Raw genomic sequence first — 20,327 nt, 5'->3', positions numbered from 1 at the left:
GGATTCAGCGCATGGACGAACGCACCGACCTCCTCACCATCGGCCGGCTGGCACGCCGTACGGGCATCTCGGCCCGCACGTTGCGCTTCTGGTCGAACGAGGGTGTCATCACCCCGGCGGGCCGCTCGGCAGGCGGCTACCGGCTCTACGACGCCGCGTGCGTGGCCCGCGTCGAGCTCATCCACACCCTGCGCGAGCTGGGCCTGGGTCTCGACGACGTGCGCCGCGTGCTCGAACACGGCGCAACGTTCGCCGAGGTGGCCGACGCCCACGTCACCGCGATCGACGCGCAGATCCGCGCCCTGAAGGTGAGCCGGGCAGTTCTGTCCACTGTGTCGCAACGCCGATCCACCCTCGAGGAGACCGCACTGATGAACCGCTTGGCACGCCTATCGACCACCGAACGCGCACAGATCATCGACGACTTCAAGGCGGGGGTGTTCGGCCGCCTGAACATCGACCCCGCATTGCGCGACAAGGTGCGCGACCTCCGCATCGACCTGCCGGAAGATCCCACGCCCGACCAGGTGAACGCCTGGATCGAACTGGCAGAACTCGTGCAGGACCCGGACTTCCGCACCCGCCTCGCGACCTTCCTGGCACTCAACACCCCGGCCCCAGGCCAGCAGGCACCGCCCGGCGCGACCATCTGGTGGGCCCGGCAGGTCGTGAACAACGTCGCAGAGGCCAGGGAGAAGGGCATCGATCCCGGCGACCCCGGCGCAGCCGAGCTGATCTCCACCATGTTCCGCGACGCCGATCTGAGCGCGGTGCTGGCATCCCTGGAAGCGGGAATCGACGCGGGCGCGGAACGGTATCGCCGCCTCGTCAGCCGCGTCAGGGGAGGACACACCGTGCCGGACGCCACCGAAGACCTGCGATGGCTCGCCACAGCTCTGCGGGCTGTCACGGACGCGCCCGCCGTCTAGTGCTCGTCAGAAGTCCCGAACGCAAAACGGCGAGTGCTCGTCGTGAGCACTCGCCGTCAATTCAAGTGGAGCTGAGGGGACTCGAACCCCTGACCCTCACACTGCCAGCTTGGTCCGCAAAGGACTCCTACCAGCACAAACACTAGAACCCCAACAACTCCAGCGCAACTAGCCGCCGTTCAACGCCGTTGAGCGCCGTTCGACGACGTTCAACTACCTGCCCTGCTCCAGTTCCGCTCCAGCACGATCAGTGTGAAACGGACTCGCCCACAGATGATCGTTCAGCGGGGGCCACAACGCGATCACGGTGCCCGGACCAACCCAACGCATGATCGACACGAGCGTGCCCGTCGAGATCGCCACACAGCCAGCCGTCGAGGCGCCGTTCGTGACATGCACGAAGTGCGCTCCCCCTCCAGGCACACGGTTGGCATTCACACCGCTGATGAGTGTTGTAGTCAGGACTGCCGACGTCACTGGCCCACCAGTTCGAACTGTCGATCCCGAACCCCGGCCTGCCGGACTCACGATCGCAACGCCTCCCGACGCACCCCGAGCCGATTCGCAACCCGAGCGATCACGGCACTCAACCTGGGCATGCCGTGACGCTCCAATAGCGATTGAGCGACAAAGATGACTGTGACCGACGATCTACGAAGCGGGTCCACAGCACGCGACATCAGCATGACCCCCAAGCCCCAACGCCGAATGATCACCCCCCGGTGATCACAGAGCTACCCGGCGTACCCGCCGGAACGCTAGCCAACGCCGATCAAACACCACAGAGTCCGAATAGAGTACTTCTTGCCATTTGTCCGTTTAGGACCGTGTGCCCGTCCCAGTTCCCAAACTGGCCCGGATGGCATGAGCCGCTACAGGTCCGTCCTTGCCGCCGATTCCATCGCAGCCCGAGTTACTCAGGGCGAGAGGTAACCTCAACAGGATTCCACTTCCAGGACTTCCCATCCCGCCGGAGGCGCTGGGCGAACATCCCACAGCTCCCAGCACCCTTTGCGATTCCTGAGGTAGTCGGCGAAGTTCTGATAGGAGCAGCAGTTCGTCCGAATACTGGCGTCCGACACGTTGCGCAACGCGTACCAGTCATGCGGAGGAGCAACCGCATCACTCGAACCTGACGACGCCGCCACGGCACCGGTTCCTGATATGGCAACCAGAGCAGCAACGAGCAGCGAGCACACAAGCAGGGCTTTCACAAGCTCCCCCTCAAGCAACCAAGACTCGGATTAGCACGACCACCGGCACCGTGCCGACAAGGCACCTCAGTCATGCTGTTGGAGTCCGCTACTTGCCAGATACTCGGCGGCTACTGTCTCAAAGCGACATGACAAGTCGGTCCCACACTGGCTTGGCATAACGGAAACAGTCGCCGACGGGTCGCCGAGGCCCCCGCAGGTGCTCCTCCGCGAACCGCGCTTCACCCATGTCCATGGGGTAGATGGCAAGTGCCTGCCGTCAGTGGCGTTCCGCCCCCGCCACATCGCCACGTGCGAACGCGATGTGGGCCATCGATTCGAACGTGCGGGCCTGGTATCGGAGGAAGCCGTACTCCTCGGCACGATCGAGCTTCTGCACGCAGACCTTCTCGGCGTTTGCCAGGTCCTTCTGGGCGATCAGGGTCTCGCGGATGGTGTTCAGGTCTCGCACTCGACCTTCCGCAGTTCGAACCTCCTTCCCAACGCCAGCGCTTCTCGGCCGCGGAGCAACGCCAGGTCGAAGTCGCGGTACGCCGAGCTCAGTCCCAGCAATGCGAGGTCTTCGCCGTGGGGGAAATGCTCGGCGGCACTCACCTCGCGGATGTGCTCGAACTCCCGCAGCGCTTCGGCGTGGCGGCCCTGCAAGTGCAGAACTGTGGCGATGCACCAGGAGGTGAGCAGCCGCGGCCGTGGAGCGGGATGTTGCGCTGCCAGTTCCAGCGCGCGCCGGAGCTGCCCGAGCGCCTCGTCCAACCTGCCGATGTCACGCAGGATCGTGCCGAAATTTGCTTGCGATCGACGCACGGACGGCGACTGGTGACGTGGACGTCGTCAGCGCGTCCGCAGCGACGAAGACCGACCGCGCTTCCTCCAGCCGTTCTGCGGTGACGTGGATCGCCGCGATGTTGATCAGCTGGACGATTTCGGTCGGCCTGTTGCCCAGCTGCCGGCTGAGCTTCAACGCCCGTCCGATGTGGTTCATCGCCTCGGCATTGGATCCACGCTCCGCGAGCACCACGCCGAGCCGGTGCAGACACGCGGACTCCGCGTCGAGATCTTGGCGGGCCCGAGCCGTTCTCGAGCGCCTCGACCGCGCGTCCTCGATAGTCGTTCAGCCGCATCGACGGCTGCAGGATGCATGCGAATTGCGACGTGTACCTGTCCAGCCCCAGCCTGTCGGCCATCAGCGCGGCGGCCATCAAGTTTCCCGCTGCTCGTTGAGGAACTCCACGGCGTGCTGCCGGGATTCAGCAGTTCTGAACTGATTGGGGCGAAGCCGGACAGCTGGTTCGAAATCGTACACGCCGACCCCGACGCCGAGCTCGTGGCTCCACGTGTGAGCCACGGGCGGGCTTCTGTGGCCTGCACCCCCAGCACGGGCCACCTGAAGCAGGCTGCCGACACGCACAACTCGCACGATATCCATCGGCTACCCGGTCGTTCCTCCGTCGGTACCACGCAGGGCGCGATCGACTCCACATATCCTTGCCGGCAGATGCTTCCGGACAGGGGTGATGATTTGACAGGCCACAAGCGGGCCGCAGCGTTGACCGACGTCCTCGCGGAGGCACACCCGGAGATCCGCGGCCTGTCACCACGTTTCGTCCAGGGCACCTTCCACGACGTGGTGGTGCTGGACGAAACGTGGGCCGCTCGTTTCCCGCGGACCGGTGCGGCGCTGGCTCAGGCTCCGCGCCGAGCCGCGGCCATGCGGCTGATCAGCGGGTTCGACCTGCCGTTCGAGACACCGAGAGTCCTCGAAGATCACCTCGACCGGCCGCTGGGTGAGGCGCACGTGACCGTCTCCTACATCTCCGGTGAGGCCACGCCGGAGAAGCTGCCATCGGACGCCGTGCTCCGCGCGATCCGCGACGTCGTCGGATCGCTGGAGTCCGTTGCGCTCACCCCAGAACTCCTCGCGGTGCTGGACGAACCCCTGCAGTTCGCTGGTGGGCCCCAGGTGGGCAAAGCGATCACCGAGCACGTGTTTCCCCTGCTGTCCGACGACGAACGACACCAGGCCTCTGGTGTGCTCGCCCGCTTCGCGGCGTTGCCTCCGGTTCCTGCCCGCTTCGTGCACGGCGATCTCGCCCCGGTCAATCTCCGCTGGCACGACGGCAGGGTGACGGGCGTCCTCGACTGGGACTTCGCCCACGCCGGCGATCCCGCGTTCGACGCGGCCGCGTTCGGCGGCTTCGGCTGGCCGTTGGTACAGCGCGCCATCGGCTCCACCGCGTACGAACGCGCCCTCACCCACGCGGCAATGTTCCCATTGACCGGAGCGGCCGGCGCGCTGATGCAGAAGGAGTCCCCGAAGAGGTACCTCGCCTGGTTCCGCCGTCGCTGTGCAGTGCACCAACACCCTCCGGTCGTGTGAACCCCGGGGTCAGGAACCTGTCCTGGTCAAGTCGGTCGTCAGCCGAGTCATCGTGAACGGAACGAGCGCCCCGAGCACGAGAACCACCGCGGCGACGTGAGCGGCGGGGATTCGCAGCGCGAACGCCGCGGCGGCGGCACCGAGCACCGCCACGCTGACGAGGAACGTGACCTGCGTTGCCCACGCCCACAACGGAATCGGGTCGACACCGTCAGCCTCGGCCGCGCGGTCCAATGAGGACCGAAGCCGGCCGTTGATCAAGCCGTACGTCAGACCCGCGACGGCGAACCCGGCGTACGCACCGGCAGTGCCGCCGCACACCCAGGCGATGAGCGCTCCCCCATAAGCGACCGAGAGCGCGACAACGGGCACGTGGAACTGCGGCGCCAGCAACGAAATGCCGAACGCGAGCAGGCCGCCCGCGCCATAGCAGGCGAGTGCGAACCCGAACTGGTCTGCCTGGAACGCGTGGATGTCGTCGAAAACCGGCATCTCCACAGCGTTGACGCCGGCACCGACCACCGCGAACGACGTCCACGCGAGGGCGGGACGAGCGAGGTGCGCGCCGAATCCTTCTGGCTTGCCCACCCAGGTGCGCCAAGGCGAAACCCGTTCGCCATGGGACCATCCGTCGGCAGCCGTGATGGCCCCACCGGACCGAGCCAGCACCAGTGCTGCGAGCAGGAACGACGTCGCGTCCGCGATGAACAGCCACCAGTAGCCGACGGTCGAAGCCATCACACCGCCGACGGCGGGCGAAACGGTGAGGGTGATCGACCCCGCGGTGCCGATCGCCGTGTAGGTGGACGCCTTCTGCTCAGCGGGCACCCACTCGCCCACGAAGGTCATGAAGAGCGTGTTCGACACGGCCTTCAGCACCGTCGTCACCGCGAAGTACGCGTAGATGAACCAGAGCGAGGACGCCAGTCCCACCAGTGTCACCGTGCACACCGCCAAACCGATCTGGGCGACGAGCCACGCACGGTGCGCGTGTTCGGGGGCGATCCGCTGAGCCAGCCCCCGGACCGCGACGACCGCGGGCAACGACTGGGCAAACAGCATGCCTGCGGTCGACAGGGACCCGAACTGCGACTGGACGTACTGGAGCAGGCCGGTGAACGTCAGCCAGTTGCCCGCCTGGGAGATGAACGCCGCCCAGATCAGGCGATGGCGTGAGGTCACCGCTCAGCGCTTCTCGTCGAAGAAGAAGATCTGGGTGAGCCTGCACTCGTTCGGCTCGACGCCACATCCGCCCATCGGTGCGTGGAACAGCTCACGGCCGCGGAACGCGACGAACCTGTTGTACACGGGACCTACCTGGCCAACCAGGTCCCACTTGGCCTTGTCGGCCATGTCCGGCCTGCAAACCTCGCTGTCGAACTCCTCGGCATCGGCGGACCCGAAGGCATGAGCCTGCTCGTCGGTCGGCGGTCCGAAGAAGCCGGACGGACGATGCCGGTAGAACCCTGTGCCGCAGGACGGCGGCGCGTCCGGTGTCAGGTAGACCAGCGCTGCCCAGTCCGACGCGGAGTCCGCGTGCACCTTGGTCTTGCTCCCGGTCTCCTCGCTGATGAGCCGGAAAGCCCCGAAAGCACCCGAGACTTCGCGCTCGAGCGGCGCACCGATCAACAACTCCAGCCGATCCCACAACGCCTCGGACGACAGCGCCTTGTCCGCCTGCCAGCCGGGGTAGTTGTACTTGCCCATGCTGATGAAGGAGCTGTCCAGCGCGGATTCCCTGACCGCGTCCGCATTGTCGTAGAAGTCGTCGACCACGATCATTCTCGTCCGCATCACGCCACCCGTTCGTTGAAGAAGAACCGCTGGGTCAGCCTGCCGTTCTCCGGAGCCGTGCCGAATCCGCTGGCGGCCCGGTGGAACTTCCTGCTCCCCCGCAACAGCACCATCCTGTTGAACCGCATCGACACCTCGTCAACCTTCTCCCACGCGGTGGGGTCCAGCTTGTCCGGGAAATACCGGAGCTTGAGGAAGTCGCCGGCGTCCTCGTAGCCGAGGTCACGCGCTTCCTCATCGGTCGGAGGGCCGAGCAGTCCCGTCTCGCGATGGCGGTAGAAGGACAAACCGCCCTGACAGAGCTCGTCCGGCGTCAAATAGCAGATCGCGGACCACTCGGTCTCGTCATAATGTGTGGTGAGGTCGACGCGAGCCGCCTCCCCGTACATGGAGAAGACGCCGAACCCCATCAACGCGGGATGGAAGTCGATGTCGCAACCGATCAGCGACCCGAAGCAGGAAACAATCTCGTCCGTGTAGAACGAGTTGCTGGTCTCGACCCCGTACTTGATGCCGTCGACTTCCTTGTCCGGCATCCACTGGCTCTTTCTGAGCGCCATCTCCCGCACGGCGACGGGTTGGTCGTAAAAGTCGTCAACGATGATCAGGCTTTTCAACAACAGACACCTCGACATCACAAATCGCAGATCACAGTGAAAGAGCCAGTTCCAGCACTTCGTCACTCCATGCAGGCTTTGCGACGAGAGGACACGCGACGATGCACAACGCCTGCCAAAGCGCGACCGAGATCGCCCACTCCGGGTTCGTGCTGACCAGCCGGTCCCAGTTGCCCACGAGCCAGTCGCCGTACCAGCGCGACATGAAGTCCTTGCCCTCGAAGTGGGTCGACGCCGCGATCCCCGGCAGGTAGACGGCCTCTTGGCGGTTCTCCGCGAGCAGCGCGGTCACCAACTCGTCCGTCGCGGACATGTCGGTCAGAATCCGCGGCATGCCCTCAGTCGCGAGCTGTGAGAACTCCGCCATCGTCATCATGAAGGCGGGCCAGCGCCGCACCATCTCGTCGTTCAGGAAGGCCGCGTCGAACCGCACCGGTTGCTCCGGCAACGGCTCCAGGTCGTCCGGCAGCGCCCCCGTCAGCCCCCACCTCAACGGCAACACGTGCTGGATCGCCCGGTCGGACTTGCGCAGTTCGCCATGCGCCCCACCCAGCTCCAACGACGTCGGCAACGGCTTGTTGCCGACCACGATGGTGGCGTTCCGCCGACTCCACAGCACCTTCGAGAAGGCGAACTCCTGCCTGAGCAACCATCCGATCCAGTGCTGCGGCGACCGCCCGCTCCAGGCGTCGAGGTTGAGCGGCAGCCCCCAGCAGTTGACGACGACGAAGCCATCGGTGCCGACCAGCCCGCTCAGGTTTCGCCAGAACCACCGGTCGAGCACAGAACCGGGGTAGACGTCCTCCTCGTAGAGGTCCACGCAATACACGTCGAATCGACCGTGGGCGTTCTCGACGAACTTCTGCGCATCGGCGAGCACGGTGTCGAACGCGATTTTCGGAAAGTGCCTTCCGAAGTGCTCGACACAATGAGACAGCGTCGACTCGTCGTACTCGACCGCGGTGACTCGCACAGCCTCGTTCATTGCCACCATGGGCCGGAGCGAACCCCCACTGCCAAGCCCGAGCTGACAAACCCTGGGCTGCGAGTGCAATGCGGACGCGAGCGCGAAATCGTCCGGCTGGTTGCCGGCGAACACCCGGTCACCGCTCAACAAGCTGTTCGTGTTGTCGACCAGCCGCGCGTTGTCGTCGTACATGTCGTCCCCCTAAAGGAGCCCGGTGCCCCGCGTTCTCCGCGGGGCACCGGGCATCGCACTAGCCGATCTTCAGCACGCTGTCCGCTTCGCGCTGCTCCTGCTCGGACAGCGGGAAGTACGTGACCATGTTGAGCATGTTGTTGTCCGAGTGGCGCGTGTAGGCCTCGAACTCGAACTCCTCGACCTTGGCCTCGACTGCCTTCATCAAGAACTCCCCTCCGCGAGAACCAGGCCCTCGCGCATTCGTTGTTCGGTCACGACGCCCGCAGTGGGCATCGACATCAGGATGCAGACGCTCACTACTCACCCACTACTCGCCGGCAATCGAAATCCTCATCCACCCGGCATGAATCGCCGAGACAATAGTCGTTAAACGGACACTTCAGGACAAGCTGAACACACACGTGGTCCCAATTGGATTCCTGGACCGCGCCGGGCCCTGAACCGTTTCCGAGAGCACCGCCGCACGACAGCGAGCGCGCGCCGACGTTCACCACGCCATCGCCTCGGGCCCTGCGGCGGCCCTCGCCGACACCACCGCGGTGATGGCCGCCGGCGCCGACACGGTGTGCAGTGAGTTCAAGTCGGCTTCGACGGCGACCTGGAGACCGTGCGGCTGGCCTCGGTCCTGGTGGAACACGCCCACCTGTCGCGTTCGGCGACCAGGTGGGGAGCGCGTAGACAGTGATCAAGACCGGCAGGCCGACGAGGTCATCGCCGAATGCCTAGCCCTGGACCACCGCACCCATCGTTCTCACGGACGGCAGACCACTGCACTCATGCCCCGTCACCGCGCAGCGAACACCACGTCGAAGGCGGCTGAACAGTCCGATCGGACTACGCAATAGATCAATGTGGTGGCGTCAGCTGTGGTTCCCGTTAGGTACACGCAACCTTCGCGCTGCACCACACCGTCACGTCACCAACCTGCGCCATCGAGCCCGCAGTCAACGATGGCTTGCGTTCAAGGACGTCCAGGCGCACAACTGCTCTGTCACATCACACGAGTCTGAGCACGCCATGGCCTGGGCAGAGCAGATCGGCAAGCAATCCCGGCGCGTCCGCTACCGCTCCGGCGACGGGCACACCGCCTCGATCTCCGGCTTCACCACACAACGCGCCGCCGACAACTACGCCGCCGACATCGAGACCGACCAACGCCGCAACGCCTGACTCGACCCACTCCCCTGCCGCACCACCGTCACCGAATGGGTCACCACCTGGTTCACCGCGCTCGACCTCGACCCACGCACGATCGACAACTACCGCAGCGTCCTGCGCTGCCACATCCTGCTCCGCTGGGGCGCCACCTCTCAATGCGATCACCGCGCTCGGCGTGAACAAGTGGATCAGCGACCCGCGCCAGCTCGGCTACGCCAACACCACCGTCGCCACCATCATCAAAGTCCGTTGGAGCCGTCGGTGTAGCCGGAGATCGTTGCCCAGTGGGCATACCAGGTGGAATATCCGGTGGCGGCATCCAGGACGTGAGCTTCCGTTCTGCCCGACCCGGTCGGTCCGGTGCCCACGATGACGAGATCGGCGCGGCCGTCGCCGTTGACGTCCCCGAGCAGATGCCTGTCATTAGGGCCGTCGCTGTACCCCGCGGCGGTTGCCCAATGGGAGTACCAGGTCGAGTAGCCGGTGGCGGCGTCGAGGACATGTGCCTCGGTGCGGCCGGAACCGGTCGGACCGGTGCTGACCCGCCCGGCCGTCGCCGGTGACGTCCCGCTGGCCCCTGTCCTTGAAGTGAATGAACCCCGTCGGGTAATAGCCACCCGGCATCATCTTCTTCCAGTGGAACTCGCCGCCCCAGTTGTCCTCAGACACCACGATGTAGCCGGGACCGACCTCCTCGACGTACGCGACGTGTCCTGACGACCCCGAACCGCCGGAGTTCGCTCCCCACCACGCGATCGCACCCACGGCCGGAGTGGAGTTCACTGGCACGCCGTACTGCGAGGCCCGGGGTCCCCACTCGTACGCCATGCCGTGGCCCTGCAGGTAGCCGGCGTTGGCACCGTTGCGCTGAAGGCGGTACGCCGCGTAGTTCGTGCAGTTGTGGCCGGGATCCATGCCCCAGTGCCTGGTACCACTGTTGGCACCGTAGCCGCCGTCACCACGGCCAGTGCTCGCGCATCCCGCGTATCTGGTGCAGAGCGTGGTGGACGCGGCGGAAGCGACGGGTGCCACCAGCGCGGTGAGCAGCACCAAGACGCCGAGTGGCGCGAAACGTCTTCGCAGAAAACCCGAAATCGACACGATGGACTCCTTTGTGGCGGAATGACCTGTGCTCTGTCGCGGGTTCGTGTCCGGTGGTTAGCCGATCGGCGTTCAACCGCACGGAATGCTTAGCGGAAAGTCCTATGTGCAGACGCACGGTGGTTGGTCCGGTATCATGGCTCACCCAAACGCCCTCTATCGGACGCGGAAGGCATTCGTACTCACGGAACCGAGTGTCCACAAAGGAAATTTTTATTCCTCAAGGCACAAAACTGCTCTGCCGCAATCGCTACATCGACGCAAATTTCAACCCATAAGGAATGCACTCTCATGCCGCGAGGCGCGTCCGCGCATGCCCATGAGCGGACGTTGGTCACGCTCGTGGGATTCGCGTGCAGGCTGAGGTAGCGAGAGAAAACGAAGTCGGCCACAGAAGCCAAGTCCGAGCGGACAACCTCCGTTGATGAACGGGCGTAGCCACGGACCCGCTCGCAGCCGGCGAGGGTGGCTTCGTACAACGGGATCGCCGCCCCAAATCACCCGCCGCCCGGTAGGCGTAGGCGAGGTTGTTCCGGGACGTCAGTATGTCGGGGTGGTTGGCATCGAGGTCAGCATGTACTTGGCCGCAGGCGGCAAACGCCCGCAGATCCTCCAGCTTCGCATGCCTGGCAAGGCCTTCCCGGCGTCCAACGCCTGGCCACTACCTCACGTCTGCTGGGGCGGTAGGGCGTTTGGCGTTCCCGGCATGTCTCGCTGGGTGAGGGTGAGCAGCCACAAGGCGCACTCCTCATCGCCCGCGGCCGTTCGTTCCCGTAGCTCATCGATACGTCCGTGCTCGGCCAGTAGCCGCGCCAACTCCCCGTTCGCCCAGCTCTCGGCCCCGTCTACATAGCCGCGCAGCAGCTCAAGCGCGTCGTCGATCTCGCCGCGGCGCACCAACAGATCGACGAGCTCCTGCCTGACAGGCTGCACGTCCGCCTCGGCCAACTCACACAGCTTCGCGACGTTGCCCGCTTTTGCGAGTTGCTTCGCCAGCCATGGCCCGGTCCAATGCCCGGTCGACCTGCTCGCCAGTGCGAGCGCGTGATTCCAGTTGCCGTCCTCAACGTACTGATCCGCCAAGAGCGCGTATACGTGATCCCTGCGCGCCTCGGTGCCACTGAGGCCGATGAGGAAGGTGATCGCGTTGGATCGATACCCACGCGCCACCAGAACGCCCACGAAACCATCGATCAACTCCTCGGACAGCGTCAGGCGCCTGATGATGCATTCCTGCGCATACTCGATCTGGCCGTGATCGACAAGCAGCTCGAGTAGCCGCAGGGTCGGTGGGTGATTCATGGACCGGAACTCGACTACCCCGGCGAGCGCACCGGCCAGATCTCCCTTGGCGAGTTGGTCCTCCAAGAGGTAACAGGTGGCCTGGGGACACCCTGTCGCCGCGAGCCTGCGCAGACCATCGTAGTTTCCGGTTCTGGCAAGCTGATCAGCCATCCACCGGCTGGTCCACTGCCGATCGGACCGGCGCACCAGTTCCAATGCCGCGTCCCAGTCGCCTTTCTTGACGAGGAGGTCTGCCAACTGTTCCTGGACCTCCGGCCGTCCCTGCTCGAGCGCGAGGGCGTCCTCGTGCAGCGACTGACCCAGTGATGCGGCCAGCGGATGCTGGTCTGGATCTGGGTGGCCGGGACGGAGCGATCGGTGGGTGGCGGGAGCGTGGCGGGCCAGCCACGTGTCGATACCGTCGAGTGCCGAGTCGATGGACATGCGGGACGCCGCTCCAGATCAGTCAGACTGAAAGGCCATGCCATGCAGGTCACATGGGCAGGCCCATGAGGCGATCATGAGCCTGCCCATGTGCGATGTCTAGCTACCCTTGAGCTCCAATTCGTCTGTCATTGTCCACGCTGTGCCGCCCGATACGCGCGCATCTTCACGTAGCGTGCGCGAGTGTCCAGGTTGATCGTGTCGGTGATGATCAATCCGTCGCTGCGGAATTCGATGAGCCACAACTCGAGCAGCCACAAGTGATTGGCCTGGAGGTCGTGGCGTCCATCAGCGATCGTCTCAATCCAAGTCAGTGCAGTCGTTGCATGACGCCGTGGTGGTGCACTTCGAGCGAACTTGATGACAGCGTCGATTGCCTTGGGCCGGCGGGCTGCAAGTCGCAGCGAGCAGTCAGCCAGGTCGCCGAACAAGTTCTCGACAACGTGCTCCTCGGAGCTCCGCGAGCCAGAACTGTTGGTAAGAAGCCGTTCAGGTGTCGATCGGCTTCGCCGCCGCGGCTGTACTTGCCGAGACTGTCGCCTTGGTAGTTCGATGACGTCGATGCTGATCGATTGGGGGCCGCCACGTGGAGCGGAGCATTGAACTGACGAGCCGGGCGCGAGCGGTCGGGGAGTTGATGCAAGAGGCGCTGCCCGTTCTGCTGGACCGGCACGGAGTGGTCGGGGCTCAAATTGCCGTGCTTGTGGACGGGAACGTGGTGGACGCCTCAGCCGGGGTCCTGAACCTTGTCACCGGCGTACCGGTGACATCGGACGCGGCGTTCCAGATCGGATCGGTCACCAAGACCTGGACCGCGACACTGGTGATGCAGCTTGCCAACGAAGGACTATTGGACCTCGACCGGCCGGTGGTCGAGTACCTGGACGAGTTCGTGCTGAGCGACGAGACGGCGAACAAGACGGTGACGTCCCGGCAACTCCTGTGCCACACGGGAGGTTTCGACGGTGATCGGTGGCCGGACACCGGTCGTAACGACGACGCCGTCCAGAAGTACGTCGAGACGCTCTCCGGCGCTGCCCAGTTCTTCGCGCCCGGTGAACGGTTTTCATACTGCAACAGCGGTTTCGTCGTGCTCGGGCGGCTGGTCGAGGTGCTTCGCGGAAAACCCTACAACCAGGTGCTCCGCGAGCAGCTGATCGATCCGCTCGGCCTGACCGGTGTCGCGACGTGCGTCGAGGAGGCGATTCTCGGCAGGGTCGCGGTCGGGCACGAGCGGTCTCGCCCGGACGGTCCGCTCGAACGTGTGAACACGTGGTCTCTAGTACCTTCCACGGCACCGGCCGGTGCGATGCTCGCCATGAGTGCGCGTGATCTGCTCGGATTCGTCCAGCACCACCTCTCGGTGAACGAATTCGACGCGATGCGGGTCCCGCACGTCGAGTTGCCGGAACCGGGACTGCTGAACGGTCACTGGGGACTCGGCTGGTCGATGCCCGACTGCGGCGGTCCTGTTGTGGTTGGCCACGGTGGACACACGATGGGCCAGCGCGCGTTCCTGCGCGTCGTGCCGGAGGCCGGTGTCGCCGTCGCGATGCTGAGCAACGGCGGGGACGTGTACCCGGTGTTCAGCGAGTTGTTCGGACGCTTGCTGGGCGAGCTCGCGGGGGTCCACCTACCCGGACTTCCCGTGCCACCGGTGGATCCACGGCCCGTGGACGCGACCAGAGCTGCCGGAACCTACTCGTGTTCCGTCGGCGACTGGGTGGTGCGTGTGGACGGTGACGGCCGTGCCTGGCTTCGGGTTCTCCTCACGAGGAGCCCGTCGGAAGAAGAGGACGAGATCGAGTTGGTCGCGCTCGACGCCGACACGCTCATCACCGTGACGCCGAAGGACGGAAGGCACGTGGTCTACGGCCTCGGAGACGCCGACAAGGCCGGCCGTTCCCGTTTTCTCAGGTTCACGGGGCGGGCGTTCGTTCGCAAGCCGTCCTGTCCGTGACCCGGACCGAGGGTGGCGGTACCGATCACCAGCAGGCCCGCCATCGCCAACCCGAAGGCGGGCAGGTTCATCAGCAGCCCGATGCCAGCGTGCAGACTGAGGCCGAGCAGCAGTACGACCTTGCGGGCTTTCGCTCCTACAAGAATCGCGAGGGCGAGTACAGCTTGCACGGCGATGACAGTCCATGTGGCCACGGCGACGGCAGGGAAGGAGTTCAGCCCCGGTTCTACCAGGATCCGCATCTGTTCTGGCACTCCGTAGTGGCGGTCGTGCGCCACTACGTACATGGCGGACCCCTGTCTCCACAGCGGGTCGCCGAGTTTGGCCGCGAGCGCCGTCACGTAGATGACGAAGATTTGCAGGCGCAGAACGAGCAAGGCGGCGAACGCACGGCCTCGCCACTCCGGCGACAGCGGACCGGTCGCCGGTTGCCATTGCCACCTTCGGCCATCCCCCAAACAGATCGGGATCAGCAGCAGGGCCGCGATGTGCGCGGTTCGGTCGCCACCATTCGAGATGGACGCGCTCGCTGCCAAGCTGAACGCCACGTACCAATGCGGTACGCAGGTCCATCGGGGCCGGTACCCGGACGCGGTGACGACGAGCACGACGACAGCGATGATCCGGCTGGAGAGGAGGCCGTTCTCGGTCGGTCCCGCCAGGCACCACAGCGACACGTTGCGCAGACCTGCGCACGCTGGTGCCTCCGCGGCCGAGAACAGCGTGGAGTCCTGGTTGGCGAGGAGGTTCGCCAGCGATGCGATAGCGAGCAGGGTGCGGCCGATCGCGAATGCCGTGCCGCGTGGTTCACAGTTCGCGATCGTCCACTTCAGACGGTGAATCAGGAGCGATCGGCTCAACTCGCGCACTCCACATCCGCGAACGCGACGCGAATTACTCGATTCAGCCGGTTCGGCAGAGTTCTCGGCGGAGGGACCGCCGTGAGCTCGGCGGCCACCGCCGTGGGACCGCAGATTACCGGCTGCCGCGCAGGATTCCGCACCTGGTAGAAGGAAGCGCGGTCCAGCGCGGCCAGACAGGCCGTGAGCTCCTCCCGCTCGCACGTCTGCCAGTAGCGTGCGGGCACGAGGCCGCCGAGCACGCGCGCCTCGACCTGCCGCACGTCGTCGATCCGATTGAAGCCCAGGAGCTTGTCGCCCCGCTCGTGCCGCCCGTCGCTCGGCCGCAGGTCCGCTGCCTCGGGATCGATCCGGTAGGCGACGAGCACGGCCTGGTCGTAGTTCGTGAAGTACGTCCACTTCTGCGGCCACAACACGCGGTACCCGCTCAGCCAGTTCGTGACGGGCCCGATGTCGAGCGTTGCCGTCAACGCCAGGACGAGGCTGGTGAGCAGCAAAGTTGCTGTGAGGAGAGCACTCCGAGCCGCTCGTGCCGTGCCGTGGCCAGACTCGTCGAGCCCCACCGGTGTCAGTCTGCTTTCATGTCGGAAACGCAGCAGGTGTCGGTGAACTCGTTCACCGGCGGCTGCTGCGCCGGGTTCTCCTGCGAGAGTGCGACACCGACGAGCACTCCCAGTGCTCCGAGAGCCAACGCGAGACCGGCCAAGAACGAACGCTTCACGACATCCCCTAGGACTGTACGTGTCCGCCGGCCCTGCGGCTCGGCGACTCAGAGTGCGGATGACACTACTATTGGTTGGCAGCCCGTCAACTGTGCGGTGCACCACCGGCCGGATGGGCGCACGGACTGGCGAGAGAGCCTGGGGAGAGATGCCGCTTGAGTTCCGGGTTTTGGGCCCGCTTGAGGTGTACGCGTCGGGCGAAAGGGTCCGGATCGGAGGCGCACGTCAGCAGAAGCTGCTGGCCCTTCTGCTTCTGACACGCGACCACGAGGTGTCCGTGGCTCGGCTGATCGAGATGTTGTGGCGGGATCCGCCCGCGTCGGCGCGGCAGCAGCTGCACAACGCGATCGGTGCTCTGCGCCGCTCCCTTGGAGACGCGGACGCGGAAGTACGGCTGATTCGCAGCGAGACCGGGTACCGGTTGGAACTGCCAGCGTCCGCGCTGGACACACACCGGTTCTTGAGCGCCGTGCGTGATGCCAAGAAGTCGGAGGAGGCGGGTGATCCAGCACGAGCAAGCGAACTGCTGCAGCGGGCGCTCGACCTCTGGCGTGGTGACGCCTACTCCGGGTTGGACGGGAACGCCATCCGAAGTGCGGCCGCGAACCTCGACGAGAAGCGACTCGGCTGCGTCGAGGACCTGTTGGCGTTCCGCCTGCGCTGCGGGGAGTCGGCCTCGCTGGTCGGCGAGTTGTCGCAACTCGTCGCCGAGCACCCGCTGCGCGAATCTCTGCGGGGCACTCTCATGCTCGCCCTGCACCGCAGCGGGAGGCAGGCCGACGCACTGGCGGTCTACGAGGAGGTCAGGAGGCTACTGGCCGACGAACTCGGGCTCGATCCGGGACAGCGTCTGCGGGAGATCCACCTGGCGGTGCTGAGCGGAACGGCTGACGTGCCGGCCGAATCCGTGGACTTCGGCACGGTCGATCGCCGGAAGGGCTTCGGCAGGTCCTATCTACCGCACGACACGACGAGTTTCTCCGGCCGGGCCATCGAGCTCGTCGCACTCGTGGAGGGGACGAAGCACGTCCTGCCGACGGCCCTCGTCATCTCCGCCATCGATGGCATGGGCGGAGTCGGCAAGACGACACTGGCGATCCACCTCGCGCATCAGGTCGCGAGTGACTACCCGGACGGGCAGTACTTCATCGACCTGCGCGGTTTCAGCCCCGGTGTGGATCCTGTCTCGCCGGAGCAGGCTCTCGGAATGTTGTTACTCGACAGCGGGGTAGCGCCCGAACTTGTGCCGGCGGACGTGGACCGGCGTAGTGCGCTGTGGCGTTCCCACATGGCTGGGCAGCGGGCACTGCTCGTGCTCGACAACGCCGTGGATGCCGAACAGGTGACGCCACTCCTGCCCGGCACGGCCGGAGTGCTGGTGGTGGTGACCAGCCGCCGCAAGCTCACCGCGCTGGAGGGTGCGACGCCGCTCTCGTTGGACGTGATGACCGAGGAGGACGGGGTCTCCTTGTTCACCGCCGTGGTGGGAGCTGACCGCACGAAGGGAGAACCGGAAGCCGTCCGTGCCGCGGTCGAACTGTGCGGACGGCTTCCTCTGGCGATCAAGATCGCGGCGGCCCGGCTCAAGGGCAGGGCCACGTGGAAGGTCGCCGACCTGATCGATCGGCTGAACACGCAGAAGCGGCGCTCCCTGTTCCTCGAAGCGGACGGGAAGAGCGTCATGGCCGTGCTCAGGGTGTCGTACCGCTACCTGAGCAAGGAGCACCAGCTGTTCTTCCTGCTGCTCAGCCTCCATCCCGGTGCGGACTTCGACGTGCACGCCGCAGCGGCGCTGGGCGGTCTCGACATTGATGAGGCCGCCAGCACGCTGGAGACGCTTTTCGACGACAACCTCCTCAAGCAGAACGTGTTCGGCAGGTACCACTTCCACGACCTCGTCGGCGACTGCGCCGCCCAGCTGCTCGCGGAAGTCGACGTCGAACAGGAGCAGCGTGCCGCACTGCACCGTGTGCTCGACTACTACCTGCATGTCGTGCACACCTGGTGCGAGCACCTCGATCCCGGTATTTACCGCGACGTGCCGCAGATCGACCACACGCCGACGGAGGTTCTCGAGGTCGATTCCTACGAGGAGGCGATCAGCGCGCTGAACGCCGAGTTCGCCAATGTGACCGCCGCGGCCTTCTTCGCTGCGCAGCACGGCTGGCATCGGCACGCGTGGCAGTTGGTGTGCGTGCTGCACCCCATGCTGAAACTGCGCAACTTCGGTGGAAAGGCACATGCGCTTTACGCGAGCGCGGCTGAAGCAGCACGATCGGCCGGCGACGAGTTCGGCGAGTCGATCAGCTTGCAGGGCCTGGCGGCAGCCTGCCGGGTGCGGCGCAACGTCGACGAGGCGGCCGGTCACCTCAGCCGGGCGCTGGAGCAGATGAGACGGGTCGGTAACGCCGACCGCGAAGCGCATCAGACCGTCGACCTAGGAAACCTCATGTACAGGGCAGAGCGGCTCCTGGAGGCACGCGACCACTACACGACGGCGGAGAAGCTCCTGGCCGGATCGGACGACAACCGCCTGCGATCTGCGGTCGTGAACAACCTCGGTGTGATCAGCCGCGAATGCGGCGAACACGAGCAGGCATTGGACCACTTCCGCACAGCACTCGCCATGCCGGGACACTCACTGCGCGACAGGCTGATCACCGAGGTCGCCATCGGAGTCACGCTGCACCACCGGCGCGACCACCCCGCAGCCCTCCACATGTTCGAGCACGTGCTGTCCCAGTCAGTTAAGGATGGTTTTGGTTACGGCAAGGCAGCCGCGCTGACGGGCATGTCAGCCGTGTCGCGCCAACTCGGAGATCTCGCGGCCGCGGTGGATCATGGCCGGCAGGGGCTGAAGGCTGCGCGGGAGTTCGGTTTCCGCGAGCTCGAGTTCGAGGCGCTGGCCTGCCTCGGCGAGGTGTTCCTCGCCTTGGGAGATCTTGAGCGTGCAGACCAGGTCGTCGCAGAGGTGCGAGAGATGAGCGGGCGGTACCGGTCGCGCCACTACGAAGCCCGGGCCCTGGAAGGGCTGGCTCACCTGTCGCTCGCACGCGGAGACCGTGAGACGGCCGCGCACCAGTGGCGCCAGGCCGTCGCCACCTACCCGGAAGGTCTGGTCCACATCACGTACGCCTGTGCTCACCTCGCGTCGCTGGACGACCCCCGGACGACGTGCTTCCGTTGTGAGCGGGCGTCCGTTCGCTGACGGGCGGCCGCTCACCAGTAGTCGACGACCTCCTTCATGTCACAAGTGTGATCACTATGCGGGTGAGGCGGTGAAGAGCTCGTTTCCGCCAGCCGCTCCCCATGTCCAACAGCTTGCGCAGGCGTCCAGCGGCAGTGAGACCTCCTGCTCCCAGACACGAGTAGCCGATGAATGTCGCACGGGTAGTGCGGATGGGCAGCATGACCGACGGGAGCCCGCGCTGGGGGTGCGGGCGACCCGAAGCTCAGCCGACGCGCGGTGTCTCCGATGCACTACCGGCCTCGCGTCGGCGCTCTTGGCGGGCGCTACGAAAGAGCGGGTGGCCCCGTTTGCCTCGGCCGAGGCGAATGAGCGTCTGGGGGACTTGGTGGAGAGTGGAAAGCCCGTTCGCGACCTTCAACCAGCAGATCGTCCCGATCGCCTGGCCGGTTTCGGCCTCCTGCTCGGGGAGACGGCTCCCGAGCCGGTTCCGGTCTGGCTGCTGCAGCCTGCGGACTCGCCGCGCGTCGCCGGGGAGAGCGCTGAACACGCGCGGCTGCTCGCCGAGGTGGAGACGTCGTTGCCGCCGATCGTCGTGCACCGTTCGTCGATGCGCGTGATCGACGGCATGCATAGACTTCAGGCCGCACGGATCCGCGGCGATGACGTCATCAGCGTCCTGTTCTTTGAAGGACCGGATGTCGATGCATTCGTGCTGGCCGTGGAGCTGAACCAGGCACACGGTCTGCCGTTGTCCCGCGCGGACCGGCGGGCTGCCGCGCACCGCATGATCTCGTCCCGTCCTGAGTGGTCTGATCGTCGTATCGCTGCTGCCACCGGGCTCGCCGCCGCCACGGTCAGATCGATCCGCAGTCGTTCGACTGCTCAAACCAGTCAGTTGAACGCCAGGGTCGGGAAGGACGGCCGTATTCGGCCCGATGACGGTGACGAGGGCAGGCGCAAGGCGAGCGAGTTCATCACCCAGAACCCGACCGCCTCCTTGCGCACGATCGCCAGAGCGGCCGGAATCTCGCCTGCCACGGTCAAGGACGTGCGAGCGAGGCTCGCGCGCGGCGAGGCGCCCGAAGTCCAGCCGAGAAAGGCGGCCATCCCTGGAGCGGTGCCGTCGAGCACTGTCGAAACGATCGAGTTGCTGACGCGTCTCAAACGAGATCCGTCGCTGCGGTTCGCGGAGCACGGTCGGGCTTTGATCAGGTCGCTGGATTGCTGCCCGCTGAACACGAAACAGTTGGACGAACTCCTTCAAGCTGTTCCACCGCACCAGCGCGACACCTTGGTTCGACTCGCCCGTGAATGTGCGAGCGCCTGGCAGACCTTCGCGGACCGGCTCACGCATGAGCCTGGGAGTAAGACGTGGTCGGCGTGAGGTGGGCTCTGGAGCGGTCCACAATCCCAAAAGATGTCGTCGCTTCGTGAAAACTGACCCCCAGCGGCCCTAGATGTACTGACCACTGAGGTTGCGAACGGTTCGACACGTAGTCGGATGATCTTGGAATG

21 protein-coding genes are annotated in these 20,327 nt (G+C 65.5%); 6 read left to right on the top strand and 15 right to left on the bottom strand.

Annotated features, from left to right (window positions below):
- The first annotated feature begins 11 nt into the window (after positions 1-11).
- Positions 12-929 (top strand): helix-turn-helix domain-containing protein, encoded by a 918-nt coding sequence (locus IEY88_RS32610; protein WP_189158752.1) that lies wholly within the window; start codon positions 12-14, stop codon positions 927-929.
- A 1,473-nt stretch (positions 930-2,402) separates the two neighbouring features.
- Here the strand turns inward: IEY88_RS32610 and IEY88_RS32605 are convergent.
- The 3 genes from IEY88_RS32605 to IEY88_RS32595 are packed head-to-tail and all read right to left on the bottom strand — an operon-like array spanning position 2,403 to position 3,161.
- Entirely contained in the window at positions 2,403-2,594 is a 192-nt protein-coding gene (locus IEY88_RS32605; protein WP_189158751.1) for a hypothetical protein, read from the bottom strand.
- Positions 2,582-2,896: a hypothetical protein gene (locus tag IEY88_RS32600; protein ID WP_373294233.1), complete on the bottom strand. Its 315-nt coding sequence runs from the start codon at positions 2,894-2,896 to the stop codon at positions 2,582-2,584. The genes IEY88_RS32605 and IEY88_RS32600 overlap by 13 nt, the downstream gene beginning before the upstream one ends.
- Positions 2,897-2,906: 10 nt before the next feature.
- Positions 2,907-3,161 (bottom strand): hypothetical protein, encoded by a 255-nt coding sequence (locus IEY88_RS32595; RefSeq protein WP_189158749.1) that lies wholly within the window; start codon positions 3,159-3,161, stop codon positions 2,907-2,909.
- A gap of 501 nt (positions 3,162-3,662) precedes the next feature.
- Between IEY88_RS32595 and IEY88_RS32590 the strand changes: the two genes are divergently transcribed.
- The gene (locus IEY88_RS32590) at positions 3,663-4,520 is read left to right on the top strand and encodes an aminoglycoside phosphotransferase family protein (RefSeq protein WP_189158748.1); all 858 of its coding nucleotides are present in this window, start codon (positions 3,663-3,665) and stop codon (positions 4,518-4,520) included.
- 9 nt (positions 4,521-4,529) lie between these two features.
- On the opposite strand, the gene IEY88_RS32585 is transcribed toward IEY88_RS32590, so the two are convergent.
- From IEY88_RS32585 to IEY88_RS32560, 6 genes are all read right to left on the bottom strand, one after another.
- Positions 4,530-5,702, bottom strand: a complete 1,173-nt coding sequence (locus tag IEY88_RS32585; protein ID WP_189158747.1) for an MFS transporter — start codon at positions 5,700-5,702, stop codon at positions 4,530-4,532.
- 3 nt (positions 5,703-5,705) lie between these two features.
- Entirely contained in the window at positions 5,706-6,314 is a 609-nt protein-coding gene (locus IEY88_RS32580; RefSeq protein WP_189158746.1) for a DUF6445 family protein, read from the bottom strand.
- Entirely contained in the window at positions 6,314-6,997 is a 684-nt protein-coding gene (locus IEY88_RS32575) for a DUF6445 family protein (RefSeq protein ID WP_189158745.1), read from the bottom strand. The genes IEY88_RS32580 and IEY88_RS32575 overlap by 1 nt, the downstream gene beginning before the upstream one ends.
- Positions 6,963-8,090, bottom strand: a complete 1,128-nt coding sequence (locus tag IEY88_RS32570) for a spermidine synthase (protein ID WP_189158744.1) — start codon at positions 8,088-8,090, stop codon at positions 6,963-6,965. Before IEY88_RS32570 ends, IEY88_RS32575 begins: the two co-directional genes overlap by 35 nt.
- 58 nt (positions 8,091-8,148) lie before the next feature.
- Positions 8,149-8,295: a hypothetical protein gene (locus IEY88_RS32565; protein WP_189158743.1), complete on the bottom strand. Its 147-nt coding sequence runs from the start codon at positions 8,293-8,295 to the stop codon at positions 8,149-8,151.
- A gap of 285 nt (positions 8,296-8,580) precedes the next feature.
- A complete protein-coding gene (locus IEY88_RS32560; RefSeq protein WP_189158742.1) occupies positions 8,581-8,730 on the bottom strand; it encodes a hypothetical protein in 150 nt (49 codons plus the stop codon).
- A 380-nt stretch (positions 8,731-9,110) separates the two neighbouring features.
- Here IEY88_RS32560 and IEY88_RS32555 point away from each other — a divergent pair, with 380 nt between their 5' ends.
- Complete coding sequence (locus tag IEY88_RS32555) at positions 9,111-9,263, top strand: hypothetical protein (RefSeq protein WP_189158741.1); 153 nt, start codon at positions 9,111-9,113, stop codon at positions 9,261-9,263.
- A 411-nt stretch (positions 9,264-9,674) separates the two neighbouring features.
- Here the strand turns inward: IEY88_RS32555 and IEY88_RS32550 are convergent, their stop codons facing one another.
- The 3 genes from IEY88_RS32550 to IEY88_RS32540 form a co-directional block, all read right to left on the bottom strand.
- Positions 9,675-10,352: a CHAP domain-containing protein gene (locus tag IEY88_RS32550; protein ID WP_189158740.1), complete on the bottom strand. Its 678-nt coding sequence runs from the start codon at positions 10,350-10,352 to the stop codon at positions 9,675-9,677.
- 666 nt (positions 10,353-11,018) lie between these two features.
- Complete coding sequence (locus IEY88_RS32545) at positions 11,019-12,080, bottom strand: hypothetical protein (RefSeq protein WP_189158739.1); 1,062 nt, start codon at positions 12,078-12,080, stop codon at positions 11,019-11,021.
- A 128-nt stretch (positions 12,081-12,208) separates the two neighbouring features.
- Positions 12,209-12,511: a hypothetical protein gene (locus tag IEY88_RS32540; protein ID WP_189158738.1), complete on the bottom strand. Its 303-nt coding sequence runs from the start codon at positions 12,509-12,511 to the stop codon at positions 12,209-12,211.
- A gap of 155 nt (positions 12,512-12,666) precedes the next feature.
- Here IEY88_RS32540 and IEY88_RS32535 point away from each other — a divergent pair, with 155 nt between their 5' ends.
- Complete coding sequence (locus tag IEY88_RS32535; RefSeq protein WP_229693986.1) at positions 12,667-14,040, top strand: serine hydrolase domain-containing protein; 1,374 nt, start codon at positions 12,667-12,669, stop codon at positions 14,038-14,040.
- Here the strand turns inward: IEY88_RS32535 and IEY88_RS32530 are convergent.
- The 3 genes from IEY88_RS32530 to IEY88_RS32520 are packed head-to-tail and all read right to left on the bottom strand — an operon-like array spanning position 13,950 to position 15,621.
- Entirely contained in the window at positions 13,950-14,909 is a 960-nt protein-coding gene (locus tag IEY88_RS32530; protein ID WP_189158737.1) for a sporulation-delaying protein SdpB family protein, read from the bottom strand. The genes IEY88_RS32535 and IEY88_RS32530 overlap by 91 nt on opposite strands.
- A complete protein-coding gene (locus IEY88_RS32525) occupies positions 14,897-15,463 on the bottom strand; it encodes a hypothetical protein (protein ID WP_189158736.1) in 567 nt (188 codons plus the stop codon). Before IEY88_RS32525 ends, IEY88_RS32530 begins: the two co-directional genes overlap by 13 nt.
- Before the next feature lie 5 nt (positions 15,464-15,468).
- The gene (locus tag IEY88_RS32520; RefSeq protein ID WP_189158735.1) at positions 15,469-15,621 is read right to left on the bottom strand and encodes a hypothetical protein; all 153 of its coding nucleotides are present in this window, start codon (positions 15,619-15,621) and stop codon (positions 15,469-15,471) included.
- Between the two features lie 59 nt (positions 15,622-15,680).
- Between IEY88_RS32520 and IEY88_RS32515 the strand changes: the two genes are divergently transcribed.
- Both IEY88_RS32515 and IEY88_RS32510 read left to right on the top strand, forming a co-directional pair.
- Positions 15,681-18,830, top strand: coding sequence for an AfsR/SARP family transcriptional regulator (locus IEY88_RS32515; protein ID WP_308426028.1), 3,150 nt, complete (start codon positions 15,681-15,683; stop codon positions 18,828-18,830).
- Between the two features lie 319 nt (positions 18,831-19,149).
- Complete coding sequence (locus IEY88_RS32510) at positions 19,150-20,196, top strand: ParB/RepB/Spo0J family partition protein (RefSeq protein WP_229693984.1); 1,047 nt, start codon at positions 19,150-19,152, stop codon at positions 20,194-20,196.
- Positions 20,197-20,327: the final 131 nt, after the last annotated feature.

It is taken from the genome of Lentzea pudingi, assembly GCF_014646255.1.
Taxonomy (GTDB): domain Bacteria; phylum Actinomycetota; class Actinomycetes; order Mycobacteriales; family Pseudonocardiaceae; genus Lentzea; species Lentzea pudingi.
Note: the sequence above shows the minus strand (reverse complement) of the source record. Positions and strands in the feature narration are given on the sequence as shown.